Genomic DNA, 26401 nt, shown 5'->3' with positions numbered 1-26401 from the left:
TCATTCGGTGGTGATCGGCCGTGTCATCAATTGTTGCATGGCGCTCGCCACATCCAGATTGCCATCGATGATGGCGGCCACCGCCTGCGTCACCGGCATGTCGACAGCGTGCTGTTCGCCAAGCCTGGCGGCGACGGTTGCCGCAAAGGCGCCTTCCACCAGCCCGCCGGACATGTCCTTGCCCTCACCCCGACCAAGCGCGATGCCGAAACGCAGGTTGCGCGACTGGTGGCTGGTTGCGGTCAGCACCAGATCGCCGAGGCCGGAAAGTCCGCGCACCGTATCAGCCTTGCCACCCATGGCGACGATGAGGCGCGACATTTCCGCGAGCCCGCGCGAAATCAGCGCCGCCCGGGCGGAATCGCCAAGGCCAGCGCCTTCGACGATGCCGGCGGCAATGGCGAGAACATTCTTGAGTGCGCCACCAAGCTGCACGCCGATGCGGTCGGTCGAGGCATAAAGCCGGAAGGTTCTGCCGGAAATCGTGGTTGCCAGCCGTTCGGCAACCGCTGCATCTTCCGCCGCAATAGCCATGGCCGTCGGCAATCCGCGCGCTATATCGGCAGCAAACCCCGGACCGGACAGAACCGCGATCGGATGATGCGGCAGTTCCAATTCCAGAAGTTCCGTCAGCAGACGGCCGGAATTGCGGTCAATACCCTTGGCACAGGTGACGACGATAGAGTCATTAGCCAGATAAGGACCGTAATGGCGGGCGGCATCGGCATGGGCCTGCGAAGGCATGGCGAAGAGGACGATATCGGCACCGGTCAGCACATCCGGCTCGGCGGAAAATTCAAGCGCATCCGGCAGGTCCACGCCTGGGAGTGCCGCCTCGTGTACCCGGTCGCTCCTGAGATCGGCCATCAAGGCCGGATCGCGGCCGAGCAGGGTTACATCATGCCGGTTCTCCAGCGCGATAACGACGGCGAGCGCAGTTCCGAAGGCGCCGGCGCCTACGACGACGATTTTTTCCCGCTGCATCAGGCCTTGGCTCCCCTTTTACCGAAACCGATCAATGTCTCGGCGCTGCCATCAAGCGGCCAGCGCGAGCGCGGCGGAATTTCCAGCGGATCGGCTTGCCTGCCATCCGCCATGCGCTCCAGCCCGGCCCAGGCGATCATCGCGGCATTATCGGTGCAGAGCCGATGCGGCGGTGCGACGAAACGAAAGCCATGGGTGTCGCAAAGCGACTGCAGGGTCTGGCGGATTTCCTGGTTGGCCGCGACGCCGCCGGCCACGACCAGTGCAGGCGTGGTCTCCAACTGCGGAAACTCTCGGCTGAACCGCGCAAGGCCACGGCCGATACGGTCTTTCAGGGTGCGTGACACCGCCTTCTGGAAGGAGGCGCAGATATCGGCGATATCCTGCTCCGAAAGTGGTGCGATAGCGGTCGCGGCCTGCCGCACTGCTGTCTTCAAGCCCGAGAAGGAAAAGTCGAGCCGTGTTTCACCCACCATCGGGCGGGGAAGCGTAAAACGGTCCGGGTCACCTTTCGCCGCCGCTTTCTCCACGGCAGGCCCACCGGGATAGGGCAGGCCCAGAAGCTTCGCAGTCTTGTCGAAGGCCTCGCCCAAAGCGTCATCGATGGTGGTTCCCCAGCGCTCGTAGTCGCCCACCCCGCGCACCAGCACCAGCTGGGTGTGGCCACCGGACACCAGCAACATCAGATAGGGAAAAGACAGACCGTCGGTCAGCCGCGCCGTCAGCGCATGGCCTTCCAGATGGTTGATGGCGTAAAGCGGCTTGCCGGCCGCCTTGGCGATGGCCTTGCCCGTCATCAGCCCCACCAGCAGGCCGCCGATGAGACCGGGGCCGGAGGTGGCGGCGACGGCATCGACATCCGCAAGGGTCACACCCGCCTGCTCCAGCGCTTCCTCCACCAGCGTATCCAGCGCCTCGACATGGGCACGGGCAGCAATTTCCGGCACCACACCGCCATAGGCGCTGTGTTCCTCAAGCTGCGACAAAACGACGTCGGAGACGATCTCGCCGCGCCCGTCCGCATGCCGAACCACTATGGATGCAGCGGTTTCGTCACAGCTGGTCTCTATGCCGAGGATACGAAGAAAGGGAGTCATCAAATCTGTTCGTTCATTGCGATCATGCGCTGAGTTGGTCTAAGACAACTCCGGTAACAATGGATAGACGCGGATGCAAACAAAACCTTTCCGAATCGGCACGCGCGGCAGCCCGCTGGCGCTTGCACAGGCTTACGAGACCCGCAGCCGGCTGATGGCGGCGCATGGTCTGCCGGAAGAAATGTTCGAGATCGTCGTGCTGTCCACCAAGGGCGACCGGATCACCGACCGCGCCCTTTCGGAAATCGGCGGCAAGGGCCTGTTCACGGAGGAACTGGAGAACCAGCTTCTGTCCGGCGAGCTCGATATTGCCGTACACTCCTCCAAGGACATGCCAACGGTTTTGCCTGACGGCCTCCATCTTTCCGCTTTCCTACCACGTGAGGACGTGCGCGACGCCTTCATCGGCCGCACTGCACCGAAGCTTCTGGAGCTACCACAGGGCGCCGTCGTGGGTTCCGCATCTCTGCGCCGCCAAGCACTGATCCGCCGCCTGCGCCCGGATCTCAGCGTCATCGTTTTCCGCGGCCTGGTCGACACGCGTCTGCGCAAGCTCGAAGAAGGCCAGGCGGATGCGACGCTACTTGCCTTTGCCGGACTAAAGCGGCTCGGCAAGGACAACGTCCCGACGGAAATTCTTGATCCGAAAGAATTTCCCCCCGCTCCCGCTCAAGGCGCAATCGGGATCGAGAGCCGCATCGGCGACGCTCGCATGGACGAGTTGCTCGCTCCCATAAACCACAGGCCCACCCATGATGCCGTAACCTGCGAGCGCGCCTTTCTGGCGGCACTTGACGGTTCCTGTCGCACCCCCATTGCCGGTTACGCCACCTGCGACGGCGAAGCGCTGCATTTTTCCGGTCTGATCCTCACGCCGGATGGCCAGACAAGCCACGGCATCGAAATCTCCGGCAACCGCAGGGATGCGGCGAAGCTCGGCCGACAGGCCGGCGAAGAGGTGCGCGCCAAGGCGGGCAGCAATTTCTTCGAAGGCTGGAGCTGAACCGATGCGGATCGTCGTCACCCGGCCACAGCGTTCGGGAGAAAGGACGGCCGCAAAGCTTGAAGCGCTCGGCCATGAGCCTGTGCTTCTGCCGCTGTTTCATCCCGTCCATCATGGGGAACGCGCCGTGGCGGCACTGTCCGACCCGGCCGGAGCCATCGCGGTGACGAGCGCCGAAGCCCTGCATGCGCTGGCAACCTCCGGAGAGCGGCTCGCCCCGCATCTGTCAAAACCGCTTTTTGCCGTCGGCGAGGCGACGGCGGAAGCGGCGGAAAAAACCGGCTTCGAGCAGATATTCACCGCCTCCGGTGATGCCGTGAGCCTGACCGCTCTGGTAACGCAGCACCGCGCTTTTCTGACTGAAGAAGACCCCCTGCTCTATCTCGCCGGCAGGCCACGCGGCACCGTCTTCGAAGAGGGTCTCGCCGCGGCTGTAATCCCCTTCAGAGCGATCGACTGTTACGAGATGCTGCCCTCGCCAATCTCCGAACCCATGCTGAAAACAACGCTTGCCGAACCCGCTGCCGATGTCGTTCTGCTCTATTCCTCGGAAGCGGCGCGGGCCTTTTTCCGGCATGCATCGGCAGAAAAATACGGGGCAGCGCTGGCGGCGACAAAATTCATCTGCATCAGCCGCAACGTGCTTTCTCTGGTTCCGGAAATCTTTCGTGCAAACGCCAGAGCCGCCGAAGAGCCGAGCGAGGCGGCCATGTTCAAACTTCTGCGCCGCGACTCTGGAACCTAATTCAAGCTCGCCTCTTTCCTTTGCCGCCGTCACTGACTAGGTTTAGATTACTGCAGGCAGAAATGAGGTTGTCATGGTATCGGGAAAGCCGCCACGCCACTCCAAGTCCAAAGCCGAACCGGTCACCATCGACCTGGACGCGAAAGACGTGAAAGCAATTTCTGCCGACGGAGATGCTGCCAGAACGGACGAAAAGCCCGGTGACAAAACGCCGGCAGCGACCGAGCCGGGCGCAGCAGAAACAAAGCCCGCAGCAGCTGCAGCGGGCAATCCTGCCCCCGTCTGGGACCAGCCGCACAAAACCCCTCTCGAACCTGAGCCGAATGTCGGCAAGACGGAATCGGCGACTGCCGAGCAGAAGGCGGAAAGCCCTGCGGACAAGCCGAAGGAGCCCGTTTCGCCAGCTGCTGTCCCGCCAAAAGCCGATGCAGGGCCAGCGACAGGCGCCGCCGGAACGAGCGCCGCTTCGGCTGCCTCAGCGGCTTCGAAGCCGACCTTCGGCTCCCCGGCCTCCTCCAGCACATCCGGCAGCGCCGCTGCTTCGGCTGCTGCAAAATCCTCGACCGCCACCTCCTCGTCGGGGCCGACGAAGCCCTCCACGCCGCAGCAGGCGGAGCGCAAACAGGCGGCCGCCTCAGGATTGGTTGCGGCCGGTATCGTCGGCGGCCTTGTGGCGCTCGCCGCCGCCGGCAGTATGCAATATGCCGGTATCCTGCCATCCTTTAATGCAGGCCGGGCCGGAAGCGATGAAATCGCCACACTGAAATCCGATCTCGGCAGCCTGCGGCAACAGCTCGCCAACGCTCCGGCGGCAGACAGCTCGGCGCTGGAACAGCGCATTGCAGCGCTCGAAGGGGCAAAGGGTGAAGCCCCGCAAGTGGATGGGCTTTCGGAAAAAATCACGGCGCTAGAGGCCACCCTTCAGTCCGAGCGTTCCGCGCAGGCCTCCGCTACGGCCGAATTGACGCGCCGCCTGGCCGATGCGGAAGCCAAGATCAACGAGCCGCGCGACGATATCGAGGTCGCCCGCGCCATAGCCTCGGCCGCGCTGAAAGCCGCGATCGATCGCGGCGGGCCGTTCCTCACCGAACTCGACACGCTCTCCAAGGTCACGCCTGACGATCCGGCCATCGCATCGCTGCAATCTTTCGCCGCCACCGGCGTGCCGTCACGTTCGGAACTGATGCAGAAATTCCCTGATGTCGCCAATGCGATGCTATCGGCCATCAACCAGCCCGATCCCAATCAGGGCATCATGGAACGCCTGACCGAAAGCGCCTTTTCGCTGGTGAAGGTTCGCCCCGTCGGAAATATCGAGGGTGAGACCCCCGACGCGGTGATCGCGCGCATGGAAAACAAGCTGCGCAACGGCGATCTGCAGGGCGCGGCGCTTGAATGGAACGGGCTTCCCGAGGCGGCCAAGGCGGCATCCGCCGATTACAAGAAATCTCTGGATGCGCGTATCGAGGTCGAAAACCTGGTGGGCGGCACGTTGAACCGTGCCATCACCAGCACCGGCAGGCAGGGGTAAGGGCATGACCAGAATTCTGACTTTCGCCGTTATCGTTCTGGCGCTCGGTTTCGGTTTCTCCTGGCTGGCGGACAGGCCGGGCGTGCTCTCCATCGTCTGGCAGGGCCAGCTGATCGAAATGAGCCTGATGGTTGCCGCCTCCATCATCGCGGCGCTGGTTGCCGCCGTCATGCTGGTCTGGTGGGTCGTCAACGCCATCTGGACCTCGCCCAATGCCGCCCGCCGTTATTTTCGCGCCCGCAAGCGTGACCGCGGTTATCAGGCCCTGTCCACCGGCCTCATCGCCGCCGGCGCCGGCAATGCCATCCTCGCCCGCAAGATGACGGCCCGCACGCAGGGACTGCTGAGTGCCGATCAGGAACCGCTGATCCATCTGCTCGATGCACAGGCCGATCTGATCGAAGGCAAATATGACGAGGCGCGGCGCAAATTCGAAGCCATGGCCCGAGATCCGGAAACCCGCGAGCTGGGGCTTCGTGGCCTTTATATAGAGGCGCGCCGACAGGGAGCTTATGAGGCCGCGCAGCAATATGCCGAGGATGCAGCGGAAAAAGCCCCCTATCTGCCCTGGGCAGCACAGGCAACGCTGGAAAACCGCTGCCGCAATGGGCAATGGGATGATGCCATCCGCCTGCTCGACCAGCAGAAGGCGGCAAGCGTGATCGAGCGTGGTGAAGCGGAACGGCTGAAAGCCGTGCTTCTCACCGCCAAGGCAGGCGAGAAGCTGGAAAGCGATCCGGTCGGTGCACGCGAGGATGCCAAGCAGGCTCTCAAGCTCGCCAAAGGCCTCGTGCCGGCGGCGCTGATCGCGGCGAAATCCTATCTGCGTGAAGACAATCTGCGCAAGGCGGCAACGGTTCTGGAACCGGTGTGGAAGAACGATCCACATCCGCAGATCGCCGAGCTTTATGTCCGCGCCCGCAGTGGCGACACCGCCATCGACCGGCTGAAACGCGCCGAGCGGCTGGAAAGCCTGAAACCCAACAATATCGAATCCCTGTTCGCCGTGGCGCAGGCAGCACTCGATGCCAAGGAATTCGCCAAGGCGCGGGCCAAGGCCGAGGCCGCCGCCCGGATCGAACCGCGTGAAAGCATCTTCCTGCTGATGGCCGATATCGAGGAGGCCGAAACCGGCGATCAGGGCCGGGTGCGCTACTGGATGGCGCAGGCGCTGCGCGCGCCGCGAGACCCCGCCTGGGTTGCCGATGGCATCGTCTCTGAAAAATGGCTGCCCGTTTCGCCCGTCACCGGTCGTCTCGACGCCTTCGAATGGAAAGCGCCCTTCGGCCAACTCGAAGGTCCCGTCGAGGATCTTGCGATCGAAAACGCGATTGCCGCAGCACCAGCACGGGCCGAACCGGCTGCAAAGACGATCATTGTCGAAGCCGCGCCCGAGACCCGCGCGGAACCGAAACCCGCCCCGGCTGCGCCGATCGAGGTGAAGCCGATCGTATCGGCCCCGAAGGAAAAGAAGCCCGTCACAATCGAAGCGCCGGCGGAAGCCGATCAATCGGATGAGAAGGCGGAAGCCGTGCCGTTTTTCGGCGGCGCACCGGATGATCCGGGCGTCAAGAAACCCGCCGCGGAAGCCGACCCCAAGACCCGGCTCAAACTCTTTTGACGAACAGGCGATCAATGTTCCATCAAATACAGTCGTTTCTTCAAAACCTCGTCGGTCCGCATGCGGGTGATTTCAGCCCGGACGATCTGAGGGTGGCAGTCGCCGCCCTTTGTTTCCAGGTGATGGAAGCGGATGGCACCGTCTCGAAAAGCGAACGTGACCGCCTGCGCGAAATCCTGCAGGATTATTATCATCTCGACAGCGGCAAACTCGATGCCCTTCTCGCCGCCGGCCAGGAGGCTGGCAAGGAAGCCGTCGATTATTACCGTTTCACCACCGATATCCGCCGCCATCTCGATGAAGATCAGCGCGTGGAGCTTATTGGCATATTATGGGATATTGTTTACGCTGACGGCGAACGAAGCGAAATGGAAGATCATGTGATCTGGCGAGTCGCCGATCTGCTTGGTGTTTCCGTGCGCGACAGGGTTCTGCAACGTCAGCAGGCCGCCACGAGGTCCGGGCCCGCTGAAGAAAGCGAAAACGAAGACGATGCTGTTTGACCCCTCCAGGCAACAGAAAGAACAACCTTCGCTGCTTGTCGTCCTGCATCAGGAACGTTCCACGCCCGGTCGCGTCGGCCAGATGCTGGTGGAAAAGGGGTATCGCCTCGATATAAGGCGCCCGGCGCTCGGCGATGACCTGCCGCAAACGTTAGAAAAACACGCCGGCGCCATCATCTTCGGCGGCCCGATGAGCGCCAACGACCCGCATGATTATGTCAAAGCCGAAATCGACTGGCTGAAGGTGCCGCTGAAGGAAAACAAGCCCTTTCTTGGCATCTGTCTCGGCGCGCAGATGCTGTCCAAACATCTGGGCGGCAGGGTCGAGGCCGACAGGGATGGCAAGGTGGAAATCGGCTGGTATCCGCTTCACGCCACCGAACATGGGCGGCTTTTGATGCCGCATTGGCCAAAGATGGTCTATCATTTCCACAAGGAAGGCTTTGAACTGCCGCGAGGAGCGGAGCTTCTGGCCTCCGGTGAGACCTATCCCAACCAGGCCTATCGTTATGGAAAAAATGCCTGGGGCCTGCAGTTTCACGCAGAACTGACCCGCGCCATGATGCATAGCTGGGTGGTGCGCGGCGCGCAGCGTTTCGGCATGCCCAATGCGCAGGTCGGCAGCCAGCATCTGGAAGGCCGCATGCTGTTCGACACACCGCTCAGGGCATGGCTCGGCAATTTTCTCGATCTGGTCTTCGAAGGCAAGGCGCAGCGCTGAGACCTTGTGCCCTCAATGCGGCGCGTCCAGATTGTCGATCTTGCGCAGCTTGGAAAAACCGAGCGCCCAGATGACCGCCACAGCAAGCGTGCCTGCCCCGCCGATGACGACGGCCGGAACCGCCCCGACGACATGGGCCATGGTGCCGGCGCGGAACTCACCCAATTCGTTTGATGCCCCCACGAACACCATGTTCACCGCATTCACGCGCCCGCGCACCTCATCCGGCGTCCAGAGCGCGATCAGTGTTTCACGCACATAAACCGACACCATGTCCGATGCGCCCATGACCACCAGCGCGGCGATGGACAGCCACGCGGTTTGCGAAAGCCCGAAGATCACGGTGGAAACGCCGAAGACACCGACACCGACAAACATCAGCAGGCCCGCATGGTGCCGGATGGGTTTGAACGCCAGAATGACCGCAACCGTGATGGCCCCGATGCCGGGAGCCGCACGCAAAAGCCCGAGGCCCCATGGCCCGAGTGTCAGCACTTCTTTGGCAAAGATCGGCATCAGCGCGACAGCACCGCCCAGCAGGACAGCGAAAAGGTCGAGCGAGATCGCTCCGAGGACGATCTTCTCCTGCGAGATGAATTTGAACCCTGCCAGCATGGTTTCAAGGCTGATGGCTTTTGCCGGCCCACGTTGTTCCGGTTTGCGGATAGCGACCGCAAGCGTTGCCGATACGATGAACAGCACGAACGCCACGCTATAGGCAACGGACGCACCAAGGCCATAAAGCAGACCACCGGCAACCGGTCCAAGAATCGATGCCATCTGCCAGGAAGACGAATTCCAGGCGATGGCATTCGGCAAGTCCTCGACCGGCACGAGATTGGGCGCCAGCGACTGGACCGCCGGCCCCATAAAGGCCCGCTCAATGCCGAAGACGACGAGAATGGCAAAGACCGGCCAGGGGGAAAAACTATGCGTCAGCGTGAGACCGAGGAGCGCCGCAGCACAGAGCGCCGCCATCAGCAGGCATATGGCCATGATGCGGCGGCGATTGTGCCGGTCGGCAACCGTTCCTGTCACCAGGATCAGGAGCAACGATGGCAGAAACTGGAAAAGACCGATCAGGCCGAGATAAAAGGCGTTGCCTGTTACCTCATACATCTGCCAGCCGACGGAGACGCTGACGATCTGGATGGCGAAGGCCGAGAAAAACCGGGCGCTGAAGAAGCGGCGATAGGAACTATGCCGGAATGCGCCAAAGCGGTTTTCGGCAGAAGGCAGGGACATCGGCTGGGTGCTCGCGAGACAATATGAGAGCTTTGCAATAGAGCGATATGACAAGAATCGCTAGCCCTCGCCAGCGGGATGGCGAAAAGTGTGAGCGGTTTTCGCCTGAAATCCCGCTGCCAGGCCATGGACCAGATCGTGATGATCGCCGGTCGATCCGACCAAAGATCATTACGATCTGGCGGAACACTTGCCGGTTCACGCGTCAATGTCTAAATGTCTTGCAACCAAGATACGGAGATATTGATGCTTGCCCTGTTTCAGACCATCGATCTGGCCTTGAACCTCTATACGTGGGTGCTGATCGCCAGCGCTATTTTTTCCTGGCTTTACGCCTTCAACGTCATCAATTCCCGCAACCAATTCGTGAACGCCATCGGGAGTTTCCTGGTCAATGTCACGGAACCGGTTCTGCGCCCCATCCGCCGCATTCTGCCCAATCTCGGCGGCATCGACATTTCGCCGATCATCGTGCTGTTGATTATCTTCTTCATCCGCTCCTTCATGTGGAACACGCTTTACCCGATGTTCGCTTGAGCAGCTGCTGGCTAAAACACGGCGATCATATCCGCCTGTCCGTCCGCCTCACCCCGAATGGCGGGCGGGATGCCATCGACGGCGTGGAGCAGGATGCGGATGGACACGCGCATCTGAAGGCCCGCGTCAGCGCCGTGCCGGAAGACGGCAAGGCCAACAAGGCGCTGATTATTTTGCTGGCGAAAAAACTCGGCCTGCCCAAATCTTCCATCAGCTTCGTTTCAGGCGAAACAGCGCGCAAAAAAATCCTCCGGATCGATACCGAACCGGAGGATTTCGAAGAGCGTTTTAAAAAGCTTTAGACCGAATCAGCCCTGCGCCTTGTAGCGCTCGATGGCTTCGACGATCAGCTTCTTGGCGACGTCGACATTCTGCCAGCCGCCCATCTTCACCCACTTGCCGGGCTCCAGATCCTTGTAGTGTTCGAAGAAGTGCTCGATCTGCTTCAGGGTGATTTCCGGCAGGTCGGTGTAATTGTGGACCTTGTCGTAACGGCGCGTCAGCTTCGGAACCGGTACGGCGAGGATCTTCTCGTCCTTGCCGCCATCATCTTCCATGATCATTACGCCGATGGGGCGAACATTGATGACGCAGCCGGGAACCAGCGGGCGGGTGTTGCAGATAAGAACGTCGATCGGGTCGCCGTCATCGGACAGGGTGTGCGGCACGAAGCCATAGTTACCCGGATAGGTCATCGGCGTGTAGAGGAAGCGATCGACGATCAGCGCACCGGCATCCTTGTCCATCTCGTACTTGATCGGCTGGCCGCCAACCGGCACTTCAACGATAACATTCACGTCTTCCGGCGGATTTTTGCCTACGGAAATTGCATCGATACGCATTCGCTTCCCTCATTCGACGGGTTGGATTTGGTTTTCGATACTGGGAAAGTCGCCGCATTGCAACATGGGTTTGGGCTGATAAGGCAGAATGCCGGATTTGAGGCCATCGCAATTGCCTATCGCCGGCGTCTTCGTCAGTTCCAGACGAAGCCGACCTTGCGCAGCGAGGTGCCGTCGAAATCTTCCATGCCTTCGGCAATATCGCGGCCGCCATGCGACCGGAAAAAGCGATTGGCGACATCGCTGTCCTCGAGGCACCAGACGACGATGCCGTTGCAGCCGAGTGAGGTCAGCAGTCTGCGGGCCTCCGTGAACAGCAGCGAGCCGAGCCCGATACCCTGATATTCCGGACGGAGATAAATTTCGTAAATCTCGCCATCATGCGGCAGCCCGCGCGCGCGGCTGAGACCCAGCGTCGCATATCCGGCAACCACACCTGCCACTTCCACCACCAGCATGGTCGCGGAGCCCTTGGTTGCCTTCCTCCACCAGATTTCGCCGCGACGCTCCAGCATCTGCGTCAACGGCCTGTGCGGGATCAGCCCCGCATAGGCCTGTTGCCACGACAGACGGTGCGCCTCGGAGATGGCGCGCGCATCATGCGGCTCGGCACGGCGAACATCGATGGATAACGTTTTCATAACGCGATTCTGGCCCCGGCCACGGAAACTTGCCAGTCATAAAGGTTAACGCCGGCAGGCTTACCCACAGCCTATTCATGTGGACGACCAGAAAAAATTAACGCATCCTTAACCTTCGACACAAGCGCCTTTCGACTCATGCACACATAAAAACGAATGCATAAAAAAACCCGGCTCAAGGCCGGGTTTTTGCATTCGTGACGACCAACCGCAATCAGATTGCGAGCTTGGCCTTTTCAAAACGCTTGCGGTCATTTGCGTCGAGGAACATCTTGCGCAGACGGATCGACTTCGGCGTCACTTCCATCAACTCGTCTTCCTGGATCCAGGAAAGAGCGCGGTCGAGCGTCATGCGGATCGGCGGCGTCAGCTTGACGGCTTCATCCTTGCCGGCGGCGCGGATGTTGGTCAGCTGCTTGCCTTTCAGCACGTTCACTTCGAGATCGTTGTCGCGCGTGTGAATACCGATGATCATACCGGCATAAACCTTTTCACCCGGCTCGATGATCATCGGGCCGCGATCTTCCAGGTTGAACATGGCGTAGGCAACAGCCTCGCCCGAACCGTTGGACAGCAGAACGCCGTTGACGCGACCGGCAATCTGGCCCTTGAAGGGCTGATAGTCGTGGAACAGACGGTTCATGATGGCCGTACCGCGCGTGTCGGTCAGCAGTTCCGACTGGTAGCCGATCAGGCCACGGGTCGGAGCGTAGAACTTCAGACGAACGCGATTGCCGCCGGAAGGACGGAGCTCGGCCATTTCAGCCTTGCGCTCGGACATCTTCTGAACGACGACACCGGAATGCTCTTCGTCAACGTCGATCACGACTTCTTCGATCGGCTCCAGCAGGGTGCCGTTCTCGTCCTTGTGCATCACAACGCGCGGACGCGAAACGGCAAGCTCGAAGCCTTCGCGACGCATGGTTTCGATCAGAACCGCCAGCTGCAATTCGCCACGGCCGGAAACGAAGAACGAATCCTTGCCTTCGGCCTCTTCGATCTTCAGCGCAACGTTGCCTTCGGCTTCCTTGAACAGACGGTCGCGGATAACGCGGCTCGTAACCTTGTCGCCTTCGGTGCCGGCAAGCGGGCTGTCGTTAACGATGAACGACATGGTGACGGTCGGCGGATCGATCGGCTGCGCGGTCATCGCCTCGGTGACGGACGGATCACAGAAGGTATCGGCGACCGTGCCCTTGGAGAGACCGGCAATGGCGACGATGTCGCCAGCATGGGCTTCATCGATGGCCGTGCGCTCGATACCACGGAATGCGAGAATCTTGGAAATACGACCGGTTTCGATCGTCTTGCCATCCTGGCCAAGCACCTTCACAGCCTGGTTCGGCTTGATCGAACCGGAAGCGATGCGGCCGGTGATGATACGACCGAGGAAGGGGTTGGCTTCGAGGATCGTGCCGATCAGACGGAACGGACCTTCTTCGACCTTGGGCTCCGGAACATGTTCGAGAACCAGATCGAGCAAGGGCGCGAGACCCTGATCCTTCGGGCCTTCCGGGTTGACGTTCATCCAGCCGTCACGGCCAGAACCGTAGAGGATCGGGAAGTCGAGCTGCTCGTCGGTCGCATCGAGGTTTGCGAAGAGGTCGAAGACTTCGTTGATGACTTCTTCATGACGGCCATCCGGACGGTCGATCTTGTTGATCGCGACGATCGGGCGCAGACCAACCTTCAGCGCCTTGCTGACCACGAACTTGGTCTGCGGCATCGGACCTTCGGAACTATCGACCAGAACGATCGCGCCATCCACCATCGACAGGATACGCTCAACTTCGCCGCCGAAATCGGCGTGGCCGGGGGTGTCGACGATGTTGATGCGAACACCCTTCCACTCCACCGAGGTCGCCTTGGCGAGAATGGTGATACCACGTTCCTTTTCGAGGTCGTTGCTGTCCATCACGCGCTCTGCAACGCGCTGGTTATCGCGGAACGAGCCGGACTGCTTCAGAAGCTCGTCAACAAGCGTCGTTTTTCCATGGTCAACGTGCGCGATGATCGCGATGTTGCGAAGTGCCATTGTTCAAAATCTCTGAGGTTGGGCGCTATATTGATGAGAAACGCCAATTTAGTTTGGCGCGCTCATAACCTTTTTTTTGCAAATGCGAAAGGGGGGCTCATATCATAAGCCCCCTGCGCTCAGCTTCTAGCTGAGAATTATGACAGTCTCTTATAGGAGACCGCGCTTCGAAAGCATCGCATCCGGGCTTGGCATCTTGCCACGGAAGGCGAGATAGGCCTCCTCGGGGTCGATCGATCCACCAACGGAATAGATATTGTCCTTCAGCCGGCGCGCCATCTCGCCATCAAAGGCATTGCCGGTTTCCTCGAAGGCGGCAAAGGCATCGGCATCGAGAACTTCCGACCACATGTAGGAATAATAGCCAGCGGAATAACCATCGCCCGAGAACACATGCTGGAAATGCGGCGTCGCGTGCCGCATGACGATGGATTTCGGCATATTGAGGCTGGAGAGCACCTCACCCTGCACGGCCATCGGATCGACAACGCTGTCGCGGGTGTGAAAGGCCATGTCGACAATCGCCGAAGAGGTGAATTCCACCGTGCTGAAACCGGCATTAAAGGTCTGGGCGGCCAAAACCTTGTCCAGCAGCGCCTTCGGCATCGGCGCGCCGGTCTCATAATGCAGGGCGTATTTTTCCAGAATTTCCGGCACCGTCAACCAATGTTCGTAAAGCTGCGACGGCAATTCGACGAAATCGCGCGAGACGCCCGTTCCGGATACGGAAGGATAAGTGACATCGGACAACATGCCATGTAAGGCGTGGCCGAATTCGTGGAACAGCGTTCGCGCATCATCGAGCGAAAGCAGCGCCGGTTTTCCCTCGGCCGGTTTGGCAAAATTGCAGACATTGTAGATGATCGGGATTTCACCGACCGTGCCATTCTTCAGCGGCAACTTATGCTGCGACTGGAAGGAGCTCATCCATGCGCCGGACCGCTTGGAGGGGCGGGCGAAATAATCGCCGAGGAACATGGCCTTCAGATCACCCTTGCCGTCGTGGATTTCGAAAATCCGCACATCCGGGTGGTAAGCGGCAATGCCTTTGACCTCGACCGCGTGGATCCCGAACAACCGCCCGGCCACATCGAAACAGGCTTCGATGATCTTTTCCAGTTGCAGGTAGGGCTTCAGTTCCGCCTCGGAGAAATTGAATTTCTGCGCCCGGAGCTTTTCGGCATAATGCCGCCAGTCCCATGGCAGCACCTCGTGGTTCTTGCCTTCCTTAGCGATGATGGCTGCAAGTTCAGCCTCTTCCTCACCGGCGCGACGAACAGCCTTTTCCCAGACCTGGCCGAGAAGACCGTTTACCGCATCCGGCGTCTTCGCCATCGTGTCATCGAGCTTGTAAGCAGCAAAATTCGCATAACCGAGAAGTTTCGCCTTTTCCTCGCGCAGTTCAAGCGTGCGGTGGACGGTTTCGCGATTATCGGTCTCGCCGCCATTTTCACCGCGCGCCACCCAGGCCTTGAAGGCCTGTTCGCGCAGGTCGCGGCGCTCGGAAAATGTCAGGAAGGGCTCGATGATCGAGCGGGAAAGCGTAACGGCAAATTTGCCGTCCTCACCATGCTCGCGGGCAGCCCCTGCCATCGCATCGCGCAGGAAACCGGGAATGCCGGCCAGTTCCTCCTCGTTGACAAGCAGGAGCTTCCAGTTCTTTTCATCCGCCAGCACGTTCTGCCCGAACCTGGCGCCGAGACCGGCGAGTTCCTCGTTGATTGCGGCCAGCCGCTCCTGCCGGTCTTTGGGCAATTTTGCGCCGGAACGCACGAAACCCTTCCAGTGCCGCTCGAGAACCCGCTTTTCCTCACCCGTGAGCCCCAGCGTCTCGCGCTTTTCCCACAATGTGTCGATGCGTTTGAACAGCGCCTCGTTCATGCCGATCTTGGAATAATGCCGCGACATTTTCGGAGCGATCTCCCGCTCCAGCGCCTGAATCACACCATTGGTATTGGCGCCTGCCCTGTTCCAGAACAGCGACGAAATGCGCGAAAGATCATCGCCGGCGATTTCGAGTGCGGTCACCGTGTTTGCGAAACTCGGCGCTTCCAGGTTGCCGGCAATCGCATCGATTTCCTGCTCGTGGGACAGAAGGGCGGCATCGAAGGCCGGCGCGAAATCCTCATCCTTGACCGCATCGAATTTTGGCAGACCATTATGGCCGTTCCAGTGGACGAGTGCGGGATAAAGCGCGGTCTTCAATGGCATTTCGTCTTCCTTGTGCAATTCCGATTCAAAACCCATATGGGCACGCCTCCACCGCCAATTCAATATGCCGGGCGCAGATGACAGGCGATGTGAAAAAAACACAGAAACTCCGGTCTTTTTGCTTCGGCGTAACAATTGTCGACTATATTACGGGCCATCCAATAACCGAATTGACGCATACTTTACTCGATTTTCGACAATATGATTTGTGCACCATTGATTATCGCCCGGAATTTAGTAAGGCTGACTTACGAAAAGGCGAAGCATGGGCACGAAACGCGAAAAAGACTCACTGGCATTTTTGCTGAACAGCGGCGCACGCCTGCTGAACAGTGCTTTTGAGCGCCGAATTTCTGAAGCCGGTCTGGGCCTGACGCCCGGCGAAGCGCGCGCATTGCTGACGGTTGCCGCCGTCGATGGCAGCAAGCAGTCGGATATTGCCGCCCGCCTCGGCATCGAGCCCATGACCATCTGCGCCTATCTCGACAAGCTGCAATCCCTCGACCTCATCGAGCGCCAGCAGGACCCGCAGGACAGGCGTTCCAAGCGCATCGTGCTGACGAAAAACTCAACCGAGATGCTGGAAGCCGTGCGCCAGGAAATCGATGAACTGGTGCGTCACGCCACGCGGGGCCTGAACGAAGAAGAAGTCGCGCTTTTCCGCGACTTCCTGCAGACACTTCGCAACAATCTCCAGCCGGAACAGCCGGGCCAGAGCTGCTGACCACAATGCCACCAGAACCGATCATGTCGACAAAACGCACGGCGCTGCTCGGCGCGTTGCTGACGGCGCTGGCGCCGATTTCCATGGCGATCTATACGCCGGCCATGCCGGAACTGACACGGGTTTTCGCCACGAACGAATCCGCGATAAAACTCAGCCTCTCGCTTTATTTTGCCGGTTTTGCCATGGCACAGCTGCTCGCCGGGCCGGCTTCCGACGCCTTCGGGCGACGCAGGGCGAGCCTCGCTTTCCTTTCGATCTTTCTGGGCGGCGGGCTGCTGGCGATTTTTGCCCCGACGATTGAAGTGCTGCTTTTCGCCCGGCTCATTCAGGGCATCGGCGCCTCCGTCGGCATGACGGTGGCGCGCGCCATCGTCCGCGACCAATTCACGGGCGCGGAGGCCTCCAGCATCATGAACCTCATCGGCATCATGCTGGCCGTCGGCCCCGCCATGGGACCGACGATCGGCGGACTTTCGCTTGCGGCTTTCGGCTGGAAATCCGTGTTTTTCCTGATGGCCGGCCTCGGTGCCGTCGCCATTTTCGCCGTCGTGGTTTTCCTGCGCGAAACGACGGTCCCCGACAAAGGCCTGATCCGCCCCCGCCGGCTCCTGTCGGCCTACGGCACCTTGCTGACCGAGCCGCGTTTTCTTCTGGCCGCACTGGTGCTTGGCGGCTCCATCGGCGCGCTTTATGCGCAGGCCACCATGCTGACCTTCATTCTCATCAACACAGTCGGCCTGACGCCCACCGCTTTCGGCATCGGCATGTTGATGCAGACCGGCGCTTATTTTTTCGGCTCCATCGCCCTGCGCTACATCGCACCGCGACTGGGTGATCGCCGTTCCGTCATGCTCGGCCTCTGCTTTTCAGGAGCGGGCGGTCTGCTCATCCTGCTGTCGGTCTTCCTGATACCGCCGTCCTTCCTCTCCATCATGGGGCCTGTGGCGGTTGCAACGGTCGGTATCGCCTTGCTGACACCCTCGATGGTGACGGCGGCGCTTGCACCCTTCCCGCATATCGCCGGTTCGGCCTCGGCGATGATGGGTTTCATCCAGATGGGATCGGGTTTTGCGGGCGGCGCTGCCGCCTCGCTCATCGGTTCGCCCTTGACCGGTTTCGGCATCATCATCCCGGTGATGGAATTCACGGCCGTCGCGAGCTATATCGGCTTCCGTATCATCTCCAGAAAAGAGACATAAAAAACCCGCCGACGTCGCCGTCAGCGGGTTTCATCATCTTCACGTGAGCAGAATTACTTGCTGAGATTGCGCTTGGCCAGCGTGCGCAGGCGCAGCGCGTTGAGCTTGATGAAGCCCGCAGCATCCTTCTGGTCGTAAGCGCCGTGGTCGTCTTCGAAGGTCACCAGCGCGTCGGAATAAAGCGACTTGGCGCTTTCGCGGCCGGTCACCATGACATTGCCCTTGTAGAGCTTCAGCGTCACTTCGCCTTCCACATGTTCCTGGCTCTTGTCGATCAGGGCCTGCAGCATCTCGCGCTCCGGCGAGAACCAGAAGCCGTAATAGATCAGCTCGGCATAACGCGGCATCAGTTCGTCCTTGAGGTGCGCTGCACCCCGGTCGAGCGTGATGGATTCGATGGCGCGATGCGCGGCAAGCAGGATGGTGCCGCCGGGTGTTTCGTAAACGCCGCGCGACTTCATGCCAACGAAGCGGTTCTCAACCAGATCGAGACGACCGATGCCGTTTTCGCGGCCGTAATTATTGAGCGTGGCAAGAAGCGTCGCAGGCGACATTTCAACGCCGTTGATGGAGCAGGCATCACCCTTGCGGAAACCGACCTTGATGACGGTTGCCTTGTCCGGAGCCGCTTCCGGCGAGATGGTGCGCATATGCACATATTCCGGCGCTTCCTGTGCCGGATCTTCCAGAACCTTGCCCTCGGAAGAGGAGTGCAACAGGTTGGCGTCGACGGAGAAAGGCGCTTCGCCCTTCTTGTCCTTGGCAACCGGAATCTGGTGCTGTTCGGCGAAGTTCAGGAGGTCGGTACGGCTCTTGAACGTCCAGTCGCGCCAGGGAGCGATGATCTTGATGTCTGGGTTCAGCGCATAGGCCGAAAGCTCGAAACGAACCTGGTCGTTGCCCTTGCCGGTGGCGCCATGGGCGATGGCGTCGGCGCCGGTCTTCTTGGCGATCTCGATCAGGTGCTTGGAAATCAGCGGACGGGCAATCGACGTGCCGAGCAGATAGACGCCTTCATAAACGGCGTTGGCGCGGAACATCGGGAAGACGAAATCACGCACGAATTCTTCGCGGACGTCCTCGATGAAGATTTCCTTGATGCCCAGCATCTCGGCCTTCTTGCGCGCCGGCTCAAGCTCTTCGCCCTGGCCGAGATCGGCGGTGAAGGTCACGACTTCAGCGCCGAGTTCCGTCTGAAGCCATTTCAGGATGATCGAGGTGTCGAGGCCGCCGGAATAGGCGAGAACGACTTTCTTAACGTCTTTCGGAAGTGCCATAGTGATGTCCATCTGCATGATGACGGCATCAGGGCACCGCCATTTCCTTGGGATTTCGGCACTTTTACAGTGCAACCCGAAATGTGTGAAGCGCTTTTCCGTGAGATAAGCGACAAAACAATTGATGGGCGCGCATGACGACAGGTGATCACCGGCCGCACCGATGGGAACGAAGCAATTGTCACATGCATTTAGAAAATTCGCGCTTTATCATAAAGCGGCGCGATCGACTTGAAGACCGTGAATGAAGCCACTCAGGTTCAGGCAACGTTGCAAACCGCTGGAAACAGCAGAAACGACGCGAAGGAGAAACCTATGACGACCATCCACCCCGCATTCAAGGAAGATAATGTCGCTGTCATCACCGGTGCGGCATCCGGCATCGGACTCGCCGCCGCCCGCAAATTCGCCGGTTTCGGCATGAGCGTCGTGCTCGTCGATCTCGATGGCGAAAAGCTCGCCGCAGCCCATGCGGATATTCTTGCCGTCGCCAAGGACGGCGAAGCGCAGATCGTCACAATCCCAACCGACGTATCGAAACTCGATGAGCTGGAGGCGCTGGAACGCGCCGTGATCCAGCGTTTCGGGCGCGTCCACGTCCTCATGAACAATGCCGGCATTCAGCCGGGCAGCGCCATCTTCGGACCGCAGGCCAATTGGGAAAAGATTATCGGCGTCAATCTGATGGGCGTGGTGAACGGCAGCCGCGTTTTCGGTCAAGGCATGATCGCCCATGGCGAGCCAGCGCTCATCATCAACACCGGCTCGAAACAGGGCATCACCACGCCTCCGGGTGATCCGGCTTACAACGTCTCGAAGTCCGGCGTCAAAACCTTCACGGAAGCGCTTCAGCATGAATTGCGCAATATTCCGAATGGTGCGGTTTCCGCCCATCTCCTGATACCCGGTTTCGTTTTCACGGGCCTCACCGCCCATGGCAGGACGGAAAAGCCGGAGGGCGCCTGGACCGGCGAACAAACCGTCGATTTCATGATCGAGAGCATCGGCCGGGGCGATTTCTACATTCTCTGCCCGGATGGCGAGGTGGATCGCCCGACGGATGAAAAGCGCATTCTCTGGGCTGCCTATGATATCGTCCAGAACCGCCCGCCGCTTTCGCGCTGGCACACGGAATATTCCGCCGCCTTCACCAGCTTCCTGAAAAACTGAATTCCCAGTCGCCGTGCTTGGAAGGGTGCGGCGGCTATCCTCCCCGACAGGCGCATTGTCGCGCAAAAACATTGGCAGAAACGCGAAACCGCGTTAAGCAACGGCAATCTCCAAATTTTACGGGTGCCGCGATGGATTTCGTTCCGAGCCTGCCAACACTGATCGCCTTCACCATTGCCATTCTGCTTCTGGCGGTGACGCCGGGGCCCGACATGACGCTCTGGATCAGCCGCTCCTTGCGTGAAGGCCGCGCAGCAGGTTTCATGACGCTGGTGGGAACCAATATCGGCATCACCGTGCACACAATGCTGGTCGCTTTCGGCGTCGCCGCCCTCATCGTCGCATCGCCGACCGCCTTCATGATCCTGAAAACCGGTGGCGCTGCCTATCTGGTCTGGCTCGCCATTCAGGCCATCCGCAAGGGCTCGGATTTCGTGATGGTGAAAAGCACCGGTGAAAAAGCGCAGGCCTCGCTGAAATCGGCCTTGCTGAACGGCATCTGGGTCAATCTGCTGAACCCCAAGGTCATCATCTTTTTCATGACCTTCCTGCCACAATTCGTCAGCGCCTCCGATCCGCATGTCACCGGCAAGCTGATCTTCCTTGGCATCTGGTCCATCATCGTGGCGCTGCCGATCGGCATCGGCATCGTGATTGCCGCCGATGTTCTCTCCGCCTGGCTGCAGCGCAACCGGAAAGTTCTGCGCGGGCTGGATTATACGATCGCCGGCGTCTTCTCGCTTTTCGCGGTCAAGATTTTCTTCACGCAAACGCGCTGAGGGCAAATAAAAAGGCGCCGGAAGGCGCCTTTTCTACAATCAACCGATAAGCAACTCGTCATCGTCAAGCGTCTGGCCGCGTATCTTGCGGAACATCTCGATCAGGTCTTCGACCTCGAGATCCTTGCGGCTGTCACCGGATACGTCGAGCACAATTTCACCGGCATGCAGCATGATCGTGCGGGTGCCGTAATCCAGCGCCTGACGCATGGAATGGGTGACCATCAGGGTCGTCAGCTTGCGCTCCGACACCACCTTGCGGGTCAGCTCCATCACAAATTCCGCCATGCCGGGATCGAGCGCTGCCGTATGTTCATCCAGCAGCAGCACGTCCGAACCAGAAAGCGTCGCCATCACAAGCGACACGGCCTGCCTCTGCCCGCCGGACAGAAGGTCCATACGGTCCTTCAAACGGTTTTCGAGACCGAGATTGAGCGAAGCAATCCGTTCCTTGAAGAACTCCCGGCGGCCGCGCCCGAGCGCCGGCAGAAGGCCGCGGCGTTCACCACGCGATGCCGCCAGTGCCAGGTTCTCCTCGATGGTCAGCGCACCACAGCTGCCCGCCAGCGGGTCCTGAAACACGCGCGCCACCCGTCCCGCCCGGCTGGCGGTCGGCTTGCGGGTGACATCGGCGCCGCCGATCATCACCTTGCCCGCCGTTGGCAGGACATCACCGGCCAGAACACCGAGAAGCGTGGATTTGCCGGCGCCATTGGAGCCTATGACGGTGACGAAGGAGCCATCCTCGATGGTGAGATCGATCTTGGCCAGCGCCTGCTTTTGCAGCGGCGTACCACGTCCAAAAACGACCTGGATATCGGAAAGCGAAATCACGATGTTGCTCCCCCACGGCGCAGTCGCGGCAGGATCAATGCGATGGCCACCAATACTGCCGTTACGAAATTGAGATCGGACGCCTTGAGACCCAGCACATCGCTCGACAAAGCGAGCTGAATGGCGAGACGATAGGCGATGGAGCCGAAGACACAGCCGATCAGCGCGATCAGGATGCCGCGTGCACCAAATAGCGTCTCACCGATGATGACGGCCGCAAGCCCGACAACGATGGTACCGACACCGGAGGTCACATCCGCAAAACCATTGGTCTGCGCAAACAGCGCACCACCAAGAGCCACCAGCGCGTTTGAGAGCGCCATGCCGAGATAGATCTGGTTGCCGGTCTTCACGCCCTGCGCCCGCGCCATCCGCGCATTGGCACCCGTCGCCCGCATGGCGAGGCCCGCATCGCTTTCAAGGAAACGCCAGACGAGAATGACCACGATCAGCACCAGCGCACCAACGAAGAGCGGCCGTACCAGATATTCGGAGAGGCCGAGGCCATAAAACGGCGAAATCATCGTGTCCTGATTGAGCAGCGCCACATTCGGCTTTCCCATCACCCGAAGATTGACGGAAAACAGCGCGATCATCGTCAGGATCGAGGCAAGCAGGTTCAGGATCTTGAAACGAACATTGAGGGTGGCGGTCACGATGCCCGCGGCAGCGCCGGCAACCATGGCAATCGCCGTCGCGACCCAGGCATTCAGACCGGCGATGATCAGCACGGCAGCAACGGCGGCGCCAAGCGGAAACGAACCGTCCACGGTCAGGTCAGGAAAATCGAGTACGCGGAAAGCGAGATAGACGCCGATCGCCACGAAAGCGAAGACCAGTCCCAGCTCCACGGCACCCCAGAAGGCGATTTGGCTCACGGTAATGTCCTTGTTATTGCCGCCATCAGACGGAGACGGGCACCGTCTCGTGCCACGTAAAACGGGCGGCGAAATGCCGCCGCCCGCAATTCAGTCAGGTTTCGGTTCAGTCGATGACCTTGGTGGCGCGCTTCGTCACGCTTTCAGGGAAGGTGACGCCAACTTTTTCGGCAACCTTCTTGTTGATCACGAGATCGGTGCCGACAGCCACGGTGGCCGGAATGTCGCCCGGCTTTTCACCTTTGAGGATGCGGACAACGACGGCGCCTGTCTGCTTGCCAACGTCGAAATAGTTGAAGCCGAGGGCTGCAACCGCGCCACGCGCGACGGAATCCGTGTCAGCAGCGTAAAGCGGGATCTTCGCTTCGGAGGCAACACCGGCTGCCGCCTCGAAAGCAGAAACGATGGTGTTGTCGGTCGGAACGTAGATCACGTCGGCCTTGCCGACCAGTGCGCGGGTTGCGCCCTGAACTTCAGCGGACTTGGTGGCGACGGATTCAACAACCTTCAGGCCCGCCTTGTCGGCTTCGGCCTTCAGCAGGGCGAGCGTCGAGGCGGAATTGGCTTCGGCCGAGTTGTAGATGAAGCCGATGGACTTGGCGTTCGGGGAGATTTCCTTGATGAGCGCCAGGTGCTCGCCAACCGGCAGCATGTCGGAAAGGCCGGTCACGTTGCCGCCGGGCTTTTCCATGCTCTTGATAAGCTGTGCGCCGACAGGATCAGAAACCGCCGTGAAGACGACCGGAATATCGCGCGTGGCCGCAACGACAGCCTGAGCCGACGGCGTGGAGATCGGCACGATGACCGAAGGAGCGTCGCCCACGAACTGGCGCGCAATCTGCGCTGCGGTGCCGGGATTGCCCTGTGCGGACTCATAAAGGAACTTGAGGTTCTCGCCTTCCTTGTAACCGGCTTCGGCAAGGGCAGCCTTGACGCCGTCACGGGCGGCGTCAAGCGCCGGATGTTCGACGATGGCGGTGACGGCAACGGTGACGTTTTCAGCCTTGGCCGGCAGAACGATGGCGCTCGCAGCAGCGAGAGCCAGAATGAATGCGCGCATGGATATCCTCCTATTGGTTCCCTGTTTTCGTCTTTCTAGGAACAAGACAGACCGAAATCAATCGGAGAACCGCCGGAAACCCAGCTTTATGGCGCAAATGCGGCTTATTCAGTCGTCTGCGCCGTGGTTGGCGATCATCATCGCCTCAAAAGCCAGCCGCTCGGTCTTGCGCATGCGTTCCGATTCCGACTTCAGCTGACCGCAGGCGGCGAGGATGTCGCGGCCGCGCGGCGTGCGGATCGGCGATGCATAACCCGCCTGATTGATGAAATCGGCAAATTTCTCGATCTGCGCCCAGTCGGAGCACTGGTAATTCGTGCCCGGCCAGGGGTTGAACGGAATGAGATTGATCTTGGCCGGAACGCCCTTCAGAAGCTGCACCAGCATCTTGGCGTCTTCCAGGCTGTCATTGACATCCTTCAGCATCACATATTCGAAGGTGATGCGGCGGGCATTGGAAAGACCCGGATAGTTGCGGCAAGCCTCGATCAGCTCCTTCAGCGGATATTTCTTGTTGATCGGCACCAGCATGTCGCGCAGCTCATCACGCACCGCATGCAGCGAAATCGCCAGCATCACGCCGATCTCATCACCCGTGCGGAAGATTTCCGGCACAACGCCGGACGTCGAGAGCGTGACACGACGCTTGGAGAGCGACAGGCCGTCGCCGTCGGTGGCAATCAGGAGCGCGGTCTTCACGTGCTCGAAATTATAGAGCGGTTCGCCCATGCCCATCATCACGATGTTGGAGACCTTGCGGCCTTCGCTCGGCACATAGGCGCCAACCGGCGTAGAACCATCAGGGAAATCACCCAGCCGGTCGCGGGCGAGCAGAAGCTGCGAGAGAATTTCCTCCGCCGTCAGGTTGCGCACCAGGCGCTGCGTGCCGGTGTGACAGAAGGAGCAGGTCAGCGAACAGCCCACCTGGCTCGATATGCACAGCGTGCCGCGCCCTTCTTCGGGAATATAGACCGTCTCGATCTCGACGGGGCGGCCGGCACCGCGCGGCGGAAAACGCATCAGCCATTTGCGGGTGCCGTCATTGGAGATCTGCTCCTCGACGATTTCCGGGCGAGCGATGGTGAAAGCCGCCTTCAGCTTCTCGCGAAGTTCCTTGGCGACATTGGTCATATTGTCGAAATCGGAGACGCCGCGCACATAAAGCCAGTTCCACAACTGGCTGACGCGCATCTTCACCTGCTTCTGCGGCACGCCGATTTCTGCCAGCGCCTCGCCCATTTCCTCACGCGTCAGGCCGATCAGCGACGGCTTGCCGGACATGAGATCGCTATTGGCGATCAGCGGGGTTTTGACTGCCAGACCGGCAGAAGCTTGCATTACGGACATCACGTTATCCCATCGTTCCATGCATCGCACGACCGGCCTGTCGGAAAGGCGGAAAATCGTCTGCATGTCGAGAAAATCAAAGGCGGAGCACTTTTCGCGCATCCGCCTGTCAATGTTGCCGCGCCTTTAGCATCAAACTGGCAAAAACGCAAATGGCCGGTCGAGGACCGGCCATTGTCAAACGCGATGAAGCGTCTGTGTTACTTGCAGCTCTCGATCTGCTTGAGAGCTGCTGAAATACCCGAGAGCGAATAGGAATAGGAAGTGCCGGTTCCGCGACCGGACGTCGCCTTCACCGTCATCGACTTGCCGCTCTTCATCGCTGCGACGAGAGCTGGCTCTTCAGCGGCGTTCTCAACCCAGGCAGCCTTGTCTTTGGTGAACATGACGAAGTTCTTGTTGTCGATCGTCACATTGACCTTGGAGCCCTGCTTCAGCGGATAACCCACCATGGCCTGCGGCTCATAGGAGATGTTCTGGCCAGGGCGCTGCGAGACGATGAAGAAGATATCGCCGTGGTCAACGCTCGCCGGTTCCTTGGAGGTCGGAATGGAAAGAACGTAGCAGACGGTGCTGTTGCCCGATTTGTACGAATAGGCACCCCAGGCATTAAACTGCTGGATGCGCGTGGGCGACTGTGCAGATGCTACGCCGACGCTGGTCAGCAAAATGGCCGCTGCGGTTGCTACACTTCTTACAAACATAGAATTTCCTGCCGGTTATTGTCTTCCATTGGCCCGAAGCAGCGGCGGGCTCCATTTTCTGGATCGGCCACGTTCAGGTGCGGATCGTCTTTTCTCATTGTGGTCGGAAAGCGGTTACCAAACCGTCAACAACACGCATAAAATGCCGGAAACGTCTTGCGGTGTTACAGATTGGCGACTTCCCGACGCCCTGAGGAGAACGGCGTGGCACGCCCTTCCCTCGTGTGTAAGACACATAAATTCAGGCAAGAATTTGTCACCCGCCGGGCTCTGCCGGACGGAAATATCACAGAGACGTTACCCGGCTTCCTGCTGGCGCTTCAGCATGGCGTCAGCCGCCTCGTAATGCTCCATCTTGATATGGGCGCGGATCATGGCGAGCGCGGCGGTAATGACCGCGATATCATCGGTAAAACCGACGACCGCCAGCATGTCCGGCACCGCATCGATGGGCATGATGAAATAGGCAAGGGCAGCCAGAATAATACCCTTGGCGCGCAACGGCGTGTCACGGTCGATCGCGCAATAATAGGCCGCAGCCGCGTCGCGCGCGAAGGGAACCTTCGTCATCACCCGCTTCAGCTTGGGCCAGAATTTGGCGCGCACGACATTCTCACGCTCCTGCTGCTTGTCGGCTTCGCCCGGCAGAAGAATTTCACCGATTTTCACATCATCCATGATCGACGGTCCTCCGGTCACGGCTATTATAT

The 26401-nt window shown here is 60.0% G+C and carries 26 protein-coding genes; 12 read left to right on the top strand and 14 right to left on the bottom strand.

Translation table 11 applies throughout. From position 1 onward, the window contains the following. Nucleotides 1–984 (bottom strand): NAD(P)H-dependent glycerol-3-phosphate dehydrogenase, encoded by a 984-nt coding sequence (locus O3S81_RS22755; protein WP_269346919.1) that lies wholly within the window; start codon nucleotides 982–984, stop codon nucleotides 1–3. Then, nucleotides 984–2081, bottom strand: coding sequence for a tRNA (adenosine(37)-N6)-threonylcarbamoyltransferase complex transferase subunit TsaD (gene tsaD, locus O3S81_RS22750; RefSeq protein ID WP_269346917.1), 1098 nt, complete (start codon nucleotides 2079–2081; stop codon nucleotides 984–986). Before tsaD ends, O3S81_RS22755 begins: the two co-directional genes overlap by 1 nt. 73 nt (nucleotides 2082–2154) lie before the next feature. Here tsaD and hemC point away from each other — a divergent pair, with 73 nt between their 5' ends. From hemC to O3S81_RS22720, 6 genes are all read left to right on the top strand, one after another. Then, nucleotides 2155–3084, top strand: coding sequence for a hydroxymethylbilane synthase (hemC, locus tag O3S81_RS22745; protein WP_269346915.1), 930 nt, complete (start codon nucleotides 2155–2157; stop codon nucleotides 3082–3084). 4 nt (nucleotides 3085–3088) lie between these two features. After that, nucleotides 3089–3829 carry a uroporphyrinogen-III synthase gene (locus O3S81_RS22740; protein WP_269346913.1) on the top strand — a complete coding sequence of 247 codons (741 nt, stop codon included), beginning with the start codon at nucleotides 3089–3091 and terminating at the stop codon, nucleotides 3827–3829. 73 nt (nucleotides 3830–3902) lie between these two features. Further along, nucleotides 3903–5360, top strand: coding sequence for a COG4223 family protein (locus O3S81_RS22735; protein WP_269346911.1), 1458 nt, complete (start codon nucleotides 3903–3905; stop codon nucleotides 5358–5360). A gap of 4 nt (nucleotides 5361–5364) precedes the next feature. Next, the gene (locus O3S81_RS22730; RefSeq protein WP_269346909.1) at nucleotides 5365–6981 is read left to right on the top strand and encodes a heme biosynthesis protein HemY; all 1617 of its coding nucleotides are present in this window, start codon (nucleotides 5365–5367) and stop codon (nucleotides 6979–6981) included. A 14-nt stretch (nucleotides 6982–6995) separates the two neighbouring features. Beyond that, entirely contained in the window at nucleotides 6996–7484 is a 489-nt protein-coding gene (locus tag O3S81_RS22725; protein ID WP_269346907.1) for a tellurite resistance TerB family protein, read from the top strand. Next, entirely contained in the window at nucleotides 7474–8205 is a 732-nt protein-coding gene (locus O3S81_RS22720; RefSeq protein WP_269346906.1) for a glutamine amidotransferase, read from the top strand. The genes O3S81_RS22725 and O3S81_RS22720 overlap by 11 nt, the downstream gene beginning before the upstream one ends. Nucleotides 8206–8217: 12 nt before the next feature. Here O3S81_RS22720 and O3S81_RS22715 read toward each other — a convergent pair whose 3' ends face one another. Continuing rightward, nucleotides 8218–9450 carry an MFS transporter gene (locus O3S81_RS22715; RefSeq protein WP_269346904.1) on the bottom strand — a complete coding sequence of 411 codons (1233 nt, stop codon included), beginning with the start codon at nucleotides 9448–9450 and terminating at the stop codon, nucleotides 8218–8220. 246 nt (nucleotides 9451–9696) lie between these two features. Here O3S81_RS22715 and O3S81_RS22710 point away from each other — a divergent pair, with 246 nt between their 5' ends. Both O3S81_RS22710 and O3S81_RS22705 read left to right on the top strand, forming a co-directional pair. Next, nucleotides 9697–9987: a YggT family protein gene (locus O3S81_RS22710; protein WP_269346902.1), complete on the top strand. Its 291-nt coding sequence runs from the start codon at nucleotides 9697–9699 to the stop codon at nucleotides 9985–9987. Next, a complete protein-coding gene (locus tag O3S81_RS22705) occupies nucleotides 9984–10289 on the top strand; it encodes a DUF167 domain-containing protein (RefSeq protein WP_269346900.1) in 306 nt (101 codons plus the stop codon). Before O3S81_RS22710 ends, O3S81_RS22705 begins: the two co-directional genes overlap by 4 nt. A gap of 6 nt (nucleotides 10290–10295) precedes the next feature. On the opposite strand, the gene ppa is transcribed toward O3S81_RS22705, so the two are convergent. The 4 genes from ppa to O3S81_RS22685 form a co-directional block, all read right to left on the bottom strand. Beyond that, complete coding sequence (gene ppa / locus O3S81_RS22700; RefSeq protein ID WP_269346898.1) at nucleotides 10296–10829, bottom strand: inorganic diphosphatase; 534 nt, start codon at nucleotides 10827–10829, stop codon at nucleotides 10296–10298. A 134-nt stretch (nucleotides 10830–10963) separates the two neighbouring features. Then, the gene (locus O3S81_RS22695) at nucleotides 10964–11470 is read right to left on the bottom strand and encodes a GNAT family N-acetyltransferase (protein ID WP_269346896.1); all 507 of its coding nucleotides are present in this window, start codon (nucleotides 11468–11470) and stop codon (nucleotides 10964–10966) included. A 214-nt stretch (nucleotides 11471–11684) separates the two neighbouring features. Continuing rightward, entirely contained in the window at nucleotides 11685–13505 is a 1821-nt protein-coding gene (gene typA / locus O3S81_RS22690; RefSeq protein WP_269346894.1) for a translational GTPase TypA, read from the bottom strand. Between the two features lie 150 nt (nucleotides 13506–13655). Then, nucleotides 13656–15716: a M3 family metallopeptidase gene (locus O3S81_RS22685; protein ID WP_269346892.1), complete on the bottom strand. Its 2061-nt coding sequence runs from the start codon at nucleotides 15714–15716 to the stop codon at nucleotides 13656–13658. 265 nt (nucleotides 15717–15981) lie between these two features. Here O3S81_RS22685 and O3S81_RS22680 point away from each other — a divergent pair, with 265 nt between their 5' ends. Then, entirely contained in the window at nucleotides 15982–16440 is a 459-nt protein-coding gene (locus tag O3S81_RS22680; protein WP_269346890.1) for a MarR family winged helix-turn-helix transcriptional regulator, read from the top strand. 5 nt (nucleotides 16441–16445) lie between these two features. Further along, on the top strand, nucleotides 16446–17642 hold the full coding sequence (locus O3S81_RS22675) for a multidrug effflux MFS transporter (protein ID WP_269346888.1): 1197 nt from the start codon (nucleotides 16446–16448) through the stop codon (nucleotides 17640–17642). A gap of 53 nt (nucleotides 17643–17695) precedes the next feature. Here O3S81_RS22675 and O3S81_RS22670 read toward each other — a convergent pair whose 3' ends face one another. Further along, nucleotides 17696–18919 carry an argininosuccinate synthase gene (locus O3S81_RS22670; protein WP_269346887.1) on the bottom strand — a complete coding sequence of 408 codons (1224 nt, stop codon included), beginning with the start codon at nucleotides 18917–18919 and terminating at the stop codon, nucleotides 17696–17698. 315 nt (nucleotides 18920–19234) lie between these two features. Here O3S81_RS22670 and O3S81_RS22665 point away from each other — a divergent pair, with 315 nt between their 5' ends. Both O3S81_RS22665 and O3S81_RS22660 read left to right on the top strand, forming a co-directional pair. Continuing rightward, nucleotides 19235–20089 (top strand): SDR family NAD(P)-dependent oxidoreductase, encoded by an 855-nt coding sequence (locus O3S81_RS22665; RefSeq protein ID WP_269346885.1) that lies wholly within the window; start codon nucleotides 19235–19237, stop codon nucleotides 20087–20089. Between the two features lie 131 nt (nucleotides 20090–20220). After that, on the top strand, nucleotides 20221–20868 hold the full coding sequence (locus O3S81_RS22660; protein WP_269346883.1) for a LysE family translocator: 648 nt from the start codon (nucleotides 20221–20223) through the stop codon (nucleotides 20866–20868). Nucleotides 20869–20907: 39 nt separating this feature from the next. Here O3S81_RS22660 and O3S81_RS22655 read toward each other — a convergent pair whose 3' ends face one another. From O3S81_RS22655 to O3S81_RS22630, 6 genes are all read right to left on the bottom strand, one after another. Next, nucleotides 20908–21702: an ABC transporter ATP-binding protein gene (locus tag O3S81_RS22655; RefSeq protein ID WP_269346881.1), complete on the bottom strand. Its 795-nt coding sequence runs from the start codon at nucleotides 21700–21702 to the stop codon at nucleotides 20908–20910. Beyond that, nucleotides 21699–22580: an ABC transporter permease gene (locus tag O3S81_RS22650; protein WP_269346879.1), complete on the bottom strand. Its 882-nt coding sequence runs from the start codon at nucleotides 22578–22580 to the stop codon at nucleotides 21699–21701. The genes O3S81_RS22655 and O3S81_RS22650 overlap by 4 nt, the downstream gene beginning before the upstream one ends. Nucleotides 22581–22686: 106 nt before the next feature. Beyond that, nucleotides 22687–23640: an ABC transporter substrate-binding protein gene (locus O3S81_RS22645; RefSeq protein WP_269346878.1), complete on the bottom strand. Its 954-nt coding sequence runs from the start codon at nucleotides 23638–23640 to the stop codon at nucleotides 22687–22689. A 108-nt stretch (nucleotides 23641–23748) separates the two neighbouring features. Then, complete coding sequence (gene rlmN / locus O3S81_RS22640) at nucleotides 23749–24921, bottom strand: 23S rRNA (adenine(2503)-C(2))-methyltransferase RlmN (RefSeq protein ID WP_269347074.1); 1173 nt, start codon at nucleotides 24919–24921, stop codon at nucleotides 23749–23751. A 266-nt stretch (nucleotides 24922–25187) separates the two neighbouring features. Continuing rightward, the gene (locus O3S81_RS22635) at nucleotides 25188–25691 is read right to left on the bottom strand and encodes an invasion associated locus B family protein (RefSeq protein ID WP_269346877.1); all 504 of its coding nucleotides are present in this window, start codon (nucleotides 25689–25691) and stop codon (nucleotides 25188–25190) included. 297 nt (nucleotides 25692–25988) lie between these two features. After that, nucleotides 25989–26369: a YkvA family protein gene (locus O3S81_RS22630; RefSeq protein ID WP_269346875.1), complete on the bottom strand. Its 381-nt coding sequence runs from the start codon at nucleotides 26367–26369 to the stop codon at nucleotides 25989–25991. Nucleotides 26370–26401: the final 32 nt, after the last annotated feature.

Source organism: Agrobacterium sp. SOY23, assembly GCF_027212525.1.
Classification (GTDB): Bacteria; Pseudomonadota; Alphaproteobacteria; order Rhizobiales; family Rhizobiaceae; genus Agrobacterium; species Agrobacterium tumefaciens_I.
Note: the sequence above shows the minus strand (reverse complement) of the source record. Positions and strands in the feature narration are given on the sequence as shown.

Excerpts from the sequence above, each read along its gene's own strand:
- O3S81_RS22735 (WP_269346911.1), top strand. The coding sequence starts at position 3,903 with ATGGTATCGGGAAAGCCGCCACGCCACTCCAAGTCCAAAGCCGAACCG.
- tsaD (WP_269346917.1), bottom strand. The coding sequence starts at position 2,081 with ATGACTCCCTTTCTTCGTATCCTCGGCATAGAGACCAGCTGTGACGAA.
- O3S81_RS22725 (WP_269346907.1), top strand. The coding sequence starts at position 6,996 with ATGTTCCATCAAATACAGTCGTTTCTTCAAAACCTCGTCGGTCCGCAT.
- O3S81_RS22645 (WP_269346878.1), bottom strand. The coding sequence starts at position 23,640 with ATGCGCGCATTCATTCTGGCTCTCGCTGCTGCGAGCGCCATCGTTCTG.
- O3S81_RS22730 (WP_269346909.1), top strand. The coding sequence starts at position 5,365 with ATGACCAGAATTCTGACTTTCGCCGTTATCGTTCTGGCGCTCGGTTTC.
- O3S81_RS22740 (WP_269346913.1), top strand. The coding sequence starts at position 3,089 with ATGCGGATCGTCGTCACCCGGCCACAGCGTTCGGGAGAAAGGACGGCC.
- O3S81_RS22715 (WP_269346904.1), bottom strand. The coding sequence starts at position 9,450 with ATGTCCCTGCCTTCTGCCGAAAACCGCTTTGGCGCATTCCGGCATAGT.
- O3S81_RS22635 (WP_269346877.1), bottom strand. The coding sequence starts at position 25,691 with ATGTTTGTAAGAAGTGTAGCAACCGCAGCGGCCATTTTGCTGACCAGC.
- O3S81_RS22685 (WP_269346892.1), bottom strand. The coding sequence starts at position 15,716 with ATGCCATTGAAGACCGCGCTTTATCCCGCACTCGTCCACTGGAACGGC.
- rlmN (WP_269347074.1), bottom strand. The coding sequence starts at position 24,921 with ATGTCCGGCAAGCCGTCGCTGATCGGCCTGACGCGTGAGGAAATGGGC.
- O3S81_RS22630 (WP_269346875.1), bottom strand. The coding sequence starts at position 26,369 with ATGGATGATGTGAAAATCGGTGAAATTCTTCTGCCGGGCGAAGCCGAC.
- O3S81_RS22695 (WP_269346896.1), bottom strand. The coding sequence starts at position 11,470 with ATGAAAACGTTATCCATCGATGTTCGCCGTGCCGAGCCGCATGATGCG.
- O3S81_RS22755 (WP_269346919.1), bottom strand. The coding sequence starts at position 984 with ATGCAGCGGGAAAAAATCGTCGTCGTAGGCGCCGGCGCCTTCGGAACT.
- O3S81_RS22675 (WP_269346888.1), top strand. The coding sequence starts at position 16,446 with ATGCCACCAGAACCGATCATGTCGACAAAACGCACGGCGCTGCTCGGC.
- O3S81_RS22680 (WP_269346890.1), top strand. The coding sequence starts at position 15,982 with ATGGGCACGAAACGCGAAAAAGACTCACTGGCATTTTTGCTGAACAGC.
- typA (WP_269346894.1), bottom strand. The coding sequence starts at position 13,505 with ATGGCACTTCGCAACATCGCGATCATCGCGCACGTTGACCATGGAAAA.
- O3S81_RS22710 (WP_269346902.1), top strand. The coding sequence starts at position 9,697 with ATGCTTGCCCTGTTTCAGACCATCGATCTGGCCTTGAACCTCTATACG.
- hemC (WP_269346915.1), top strand. The coding sequence starts at position 2,155 with ATGCAAACAAAACCTTTCCGAATCGGCACGCGCGGCAGCCCGCTGGCG.
- O3S81_RS22720 (WP_269346906.1), top strand. The coding sequence starts at position 7,474 with ATGCTGTTTGACCCCTCCAGGCAACAGAAAGAACAACCTTCGCTGCTT.
- O3S81_RS22660 (WP_269346883.1), top strand. The coding sequence starts at position 20,221 with ATGGATTTCGTTCCGAGCCTGCCAACACTGATCGCCTTCACCATTGCC.
- O3S81_RS22670 (WP_269346887.1), bottom strand. The coding sequence starts at position 18,919 with ATGGCACTTCCGAAAGACGTTAAGAAAGTCGTTCTCGCCTATTCCGGC.
- O3S81_RS22665 (WP_269346885.1), top strand. The coding sequence starts at position 19,235 with ATGACGACCATCCACCCCGCATTCAAGGAAGATAATGTCGCTGTCATC.
- ppa (WP_269346898.1), bottom strand. The coding sequence starts at position 10,829 with ATGCGTATCGATGCAATTTCCGTAGGCAAAAATCCGCCGGAAGACGTG.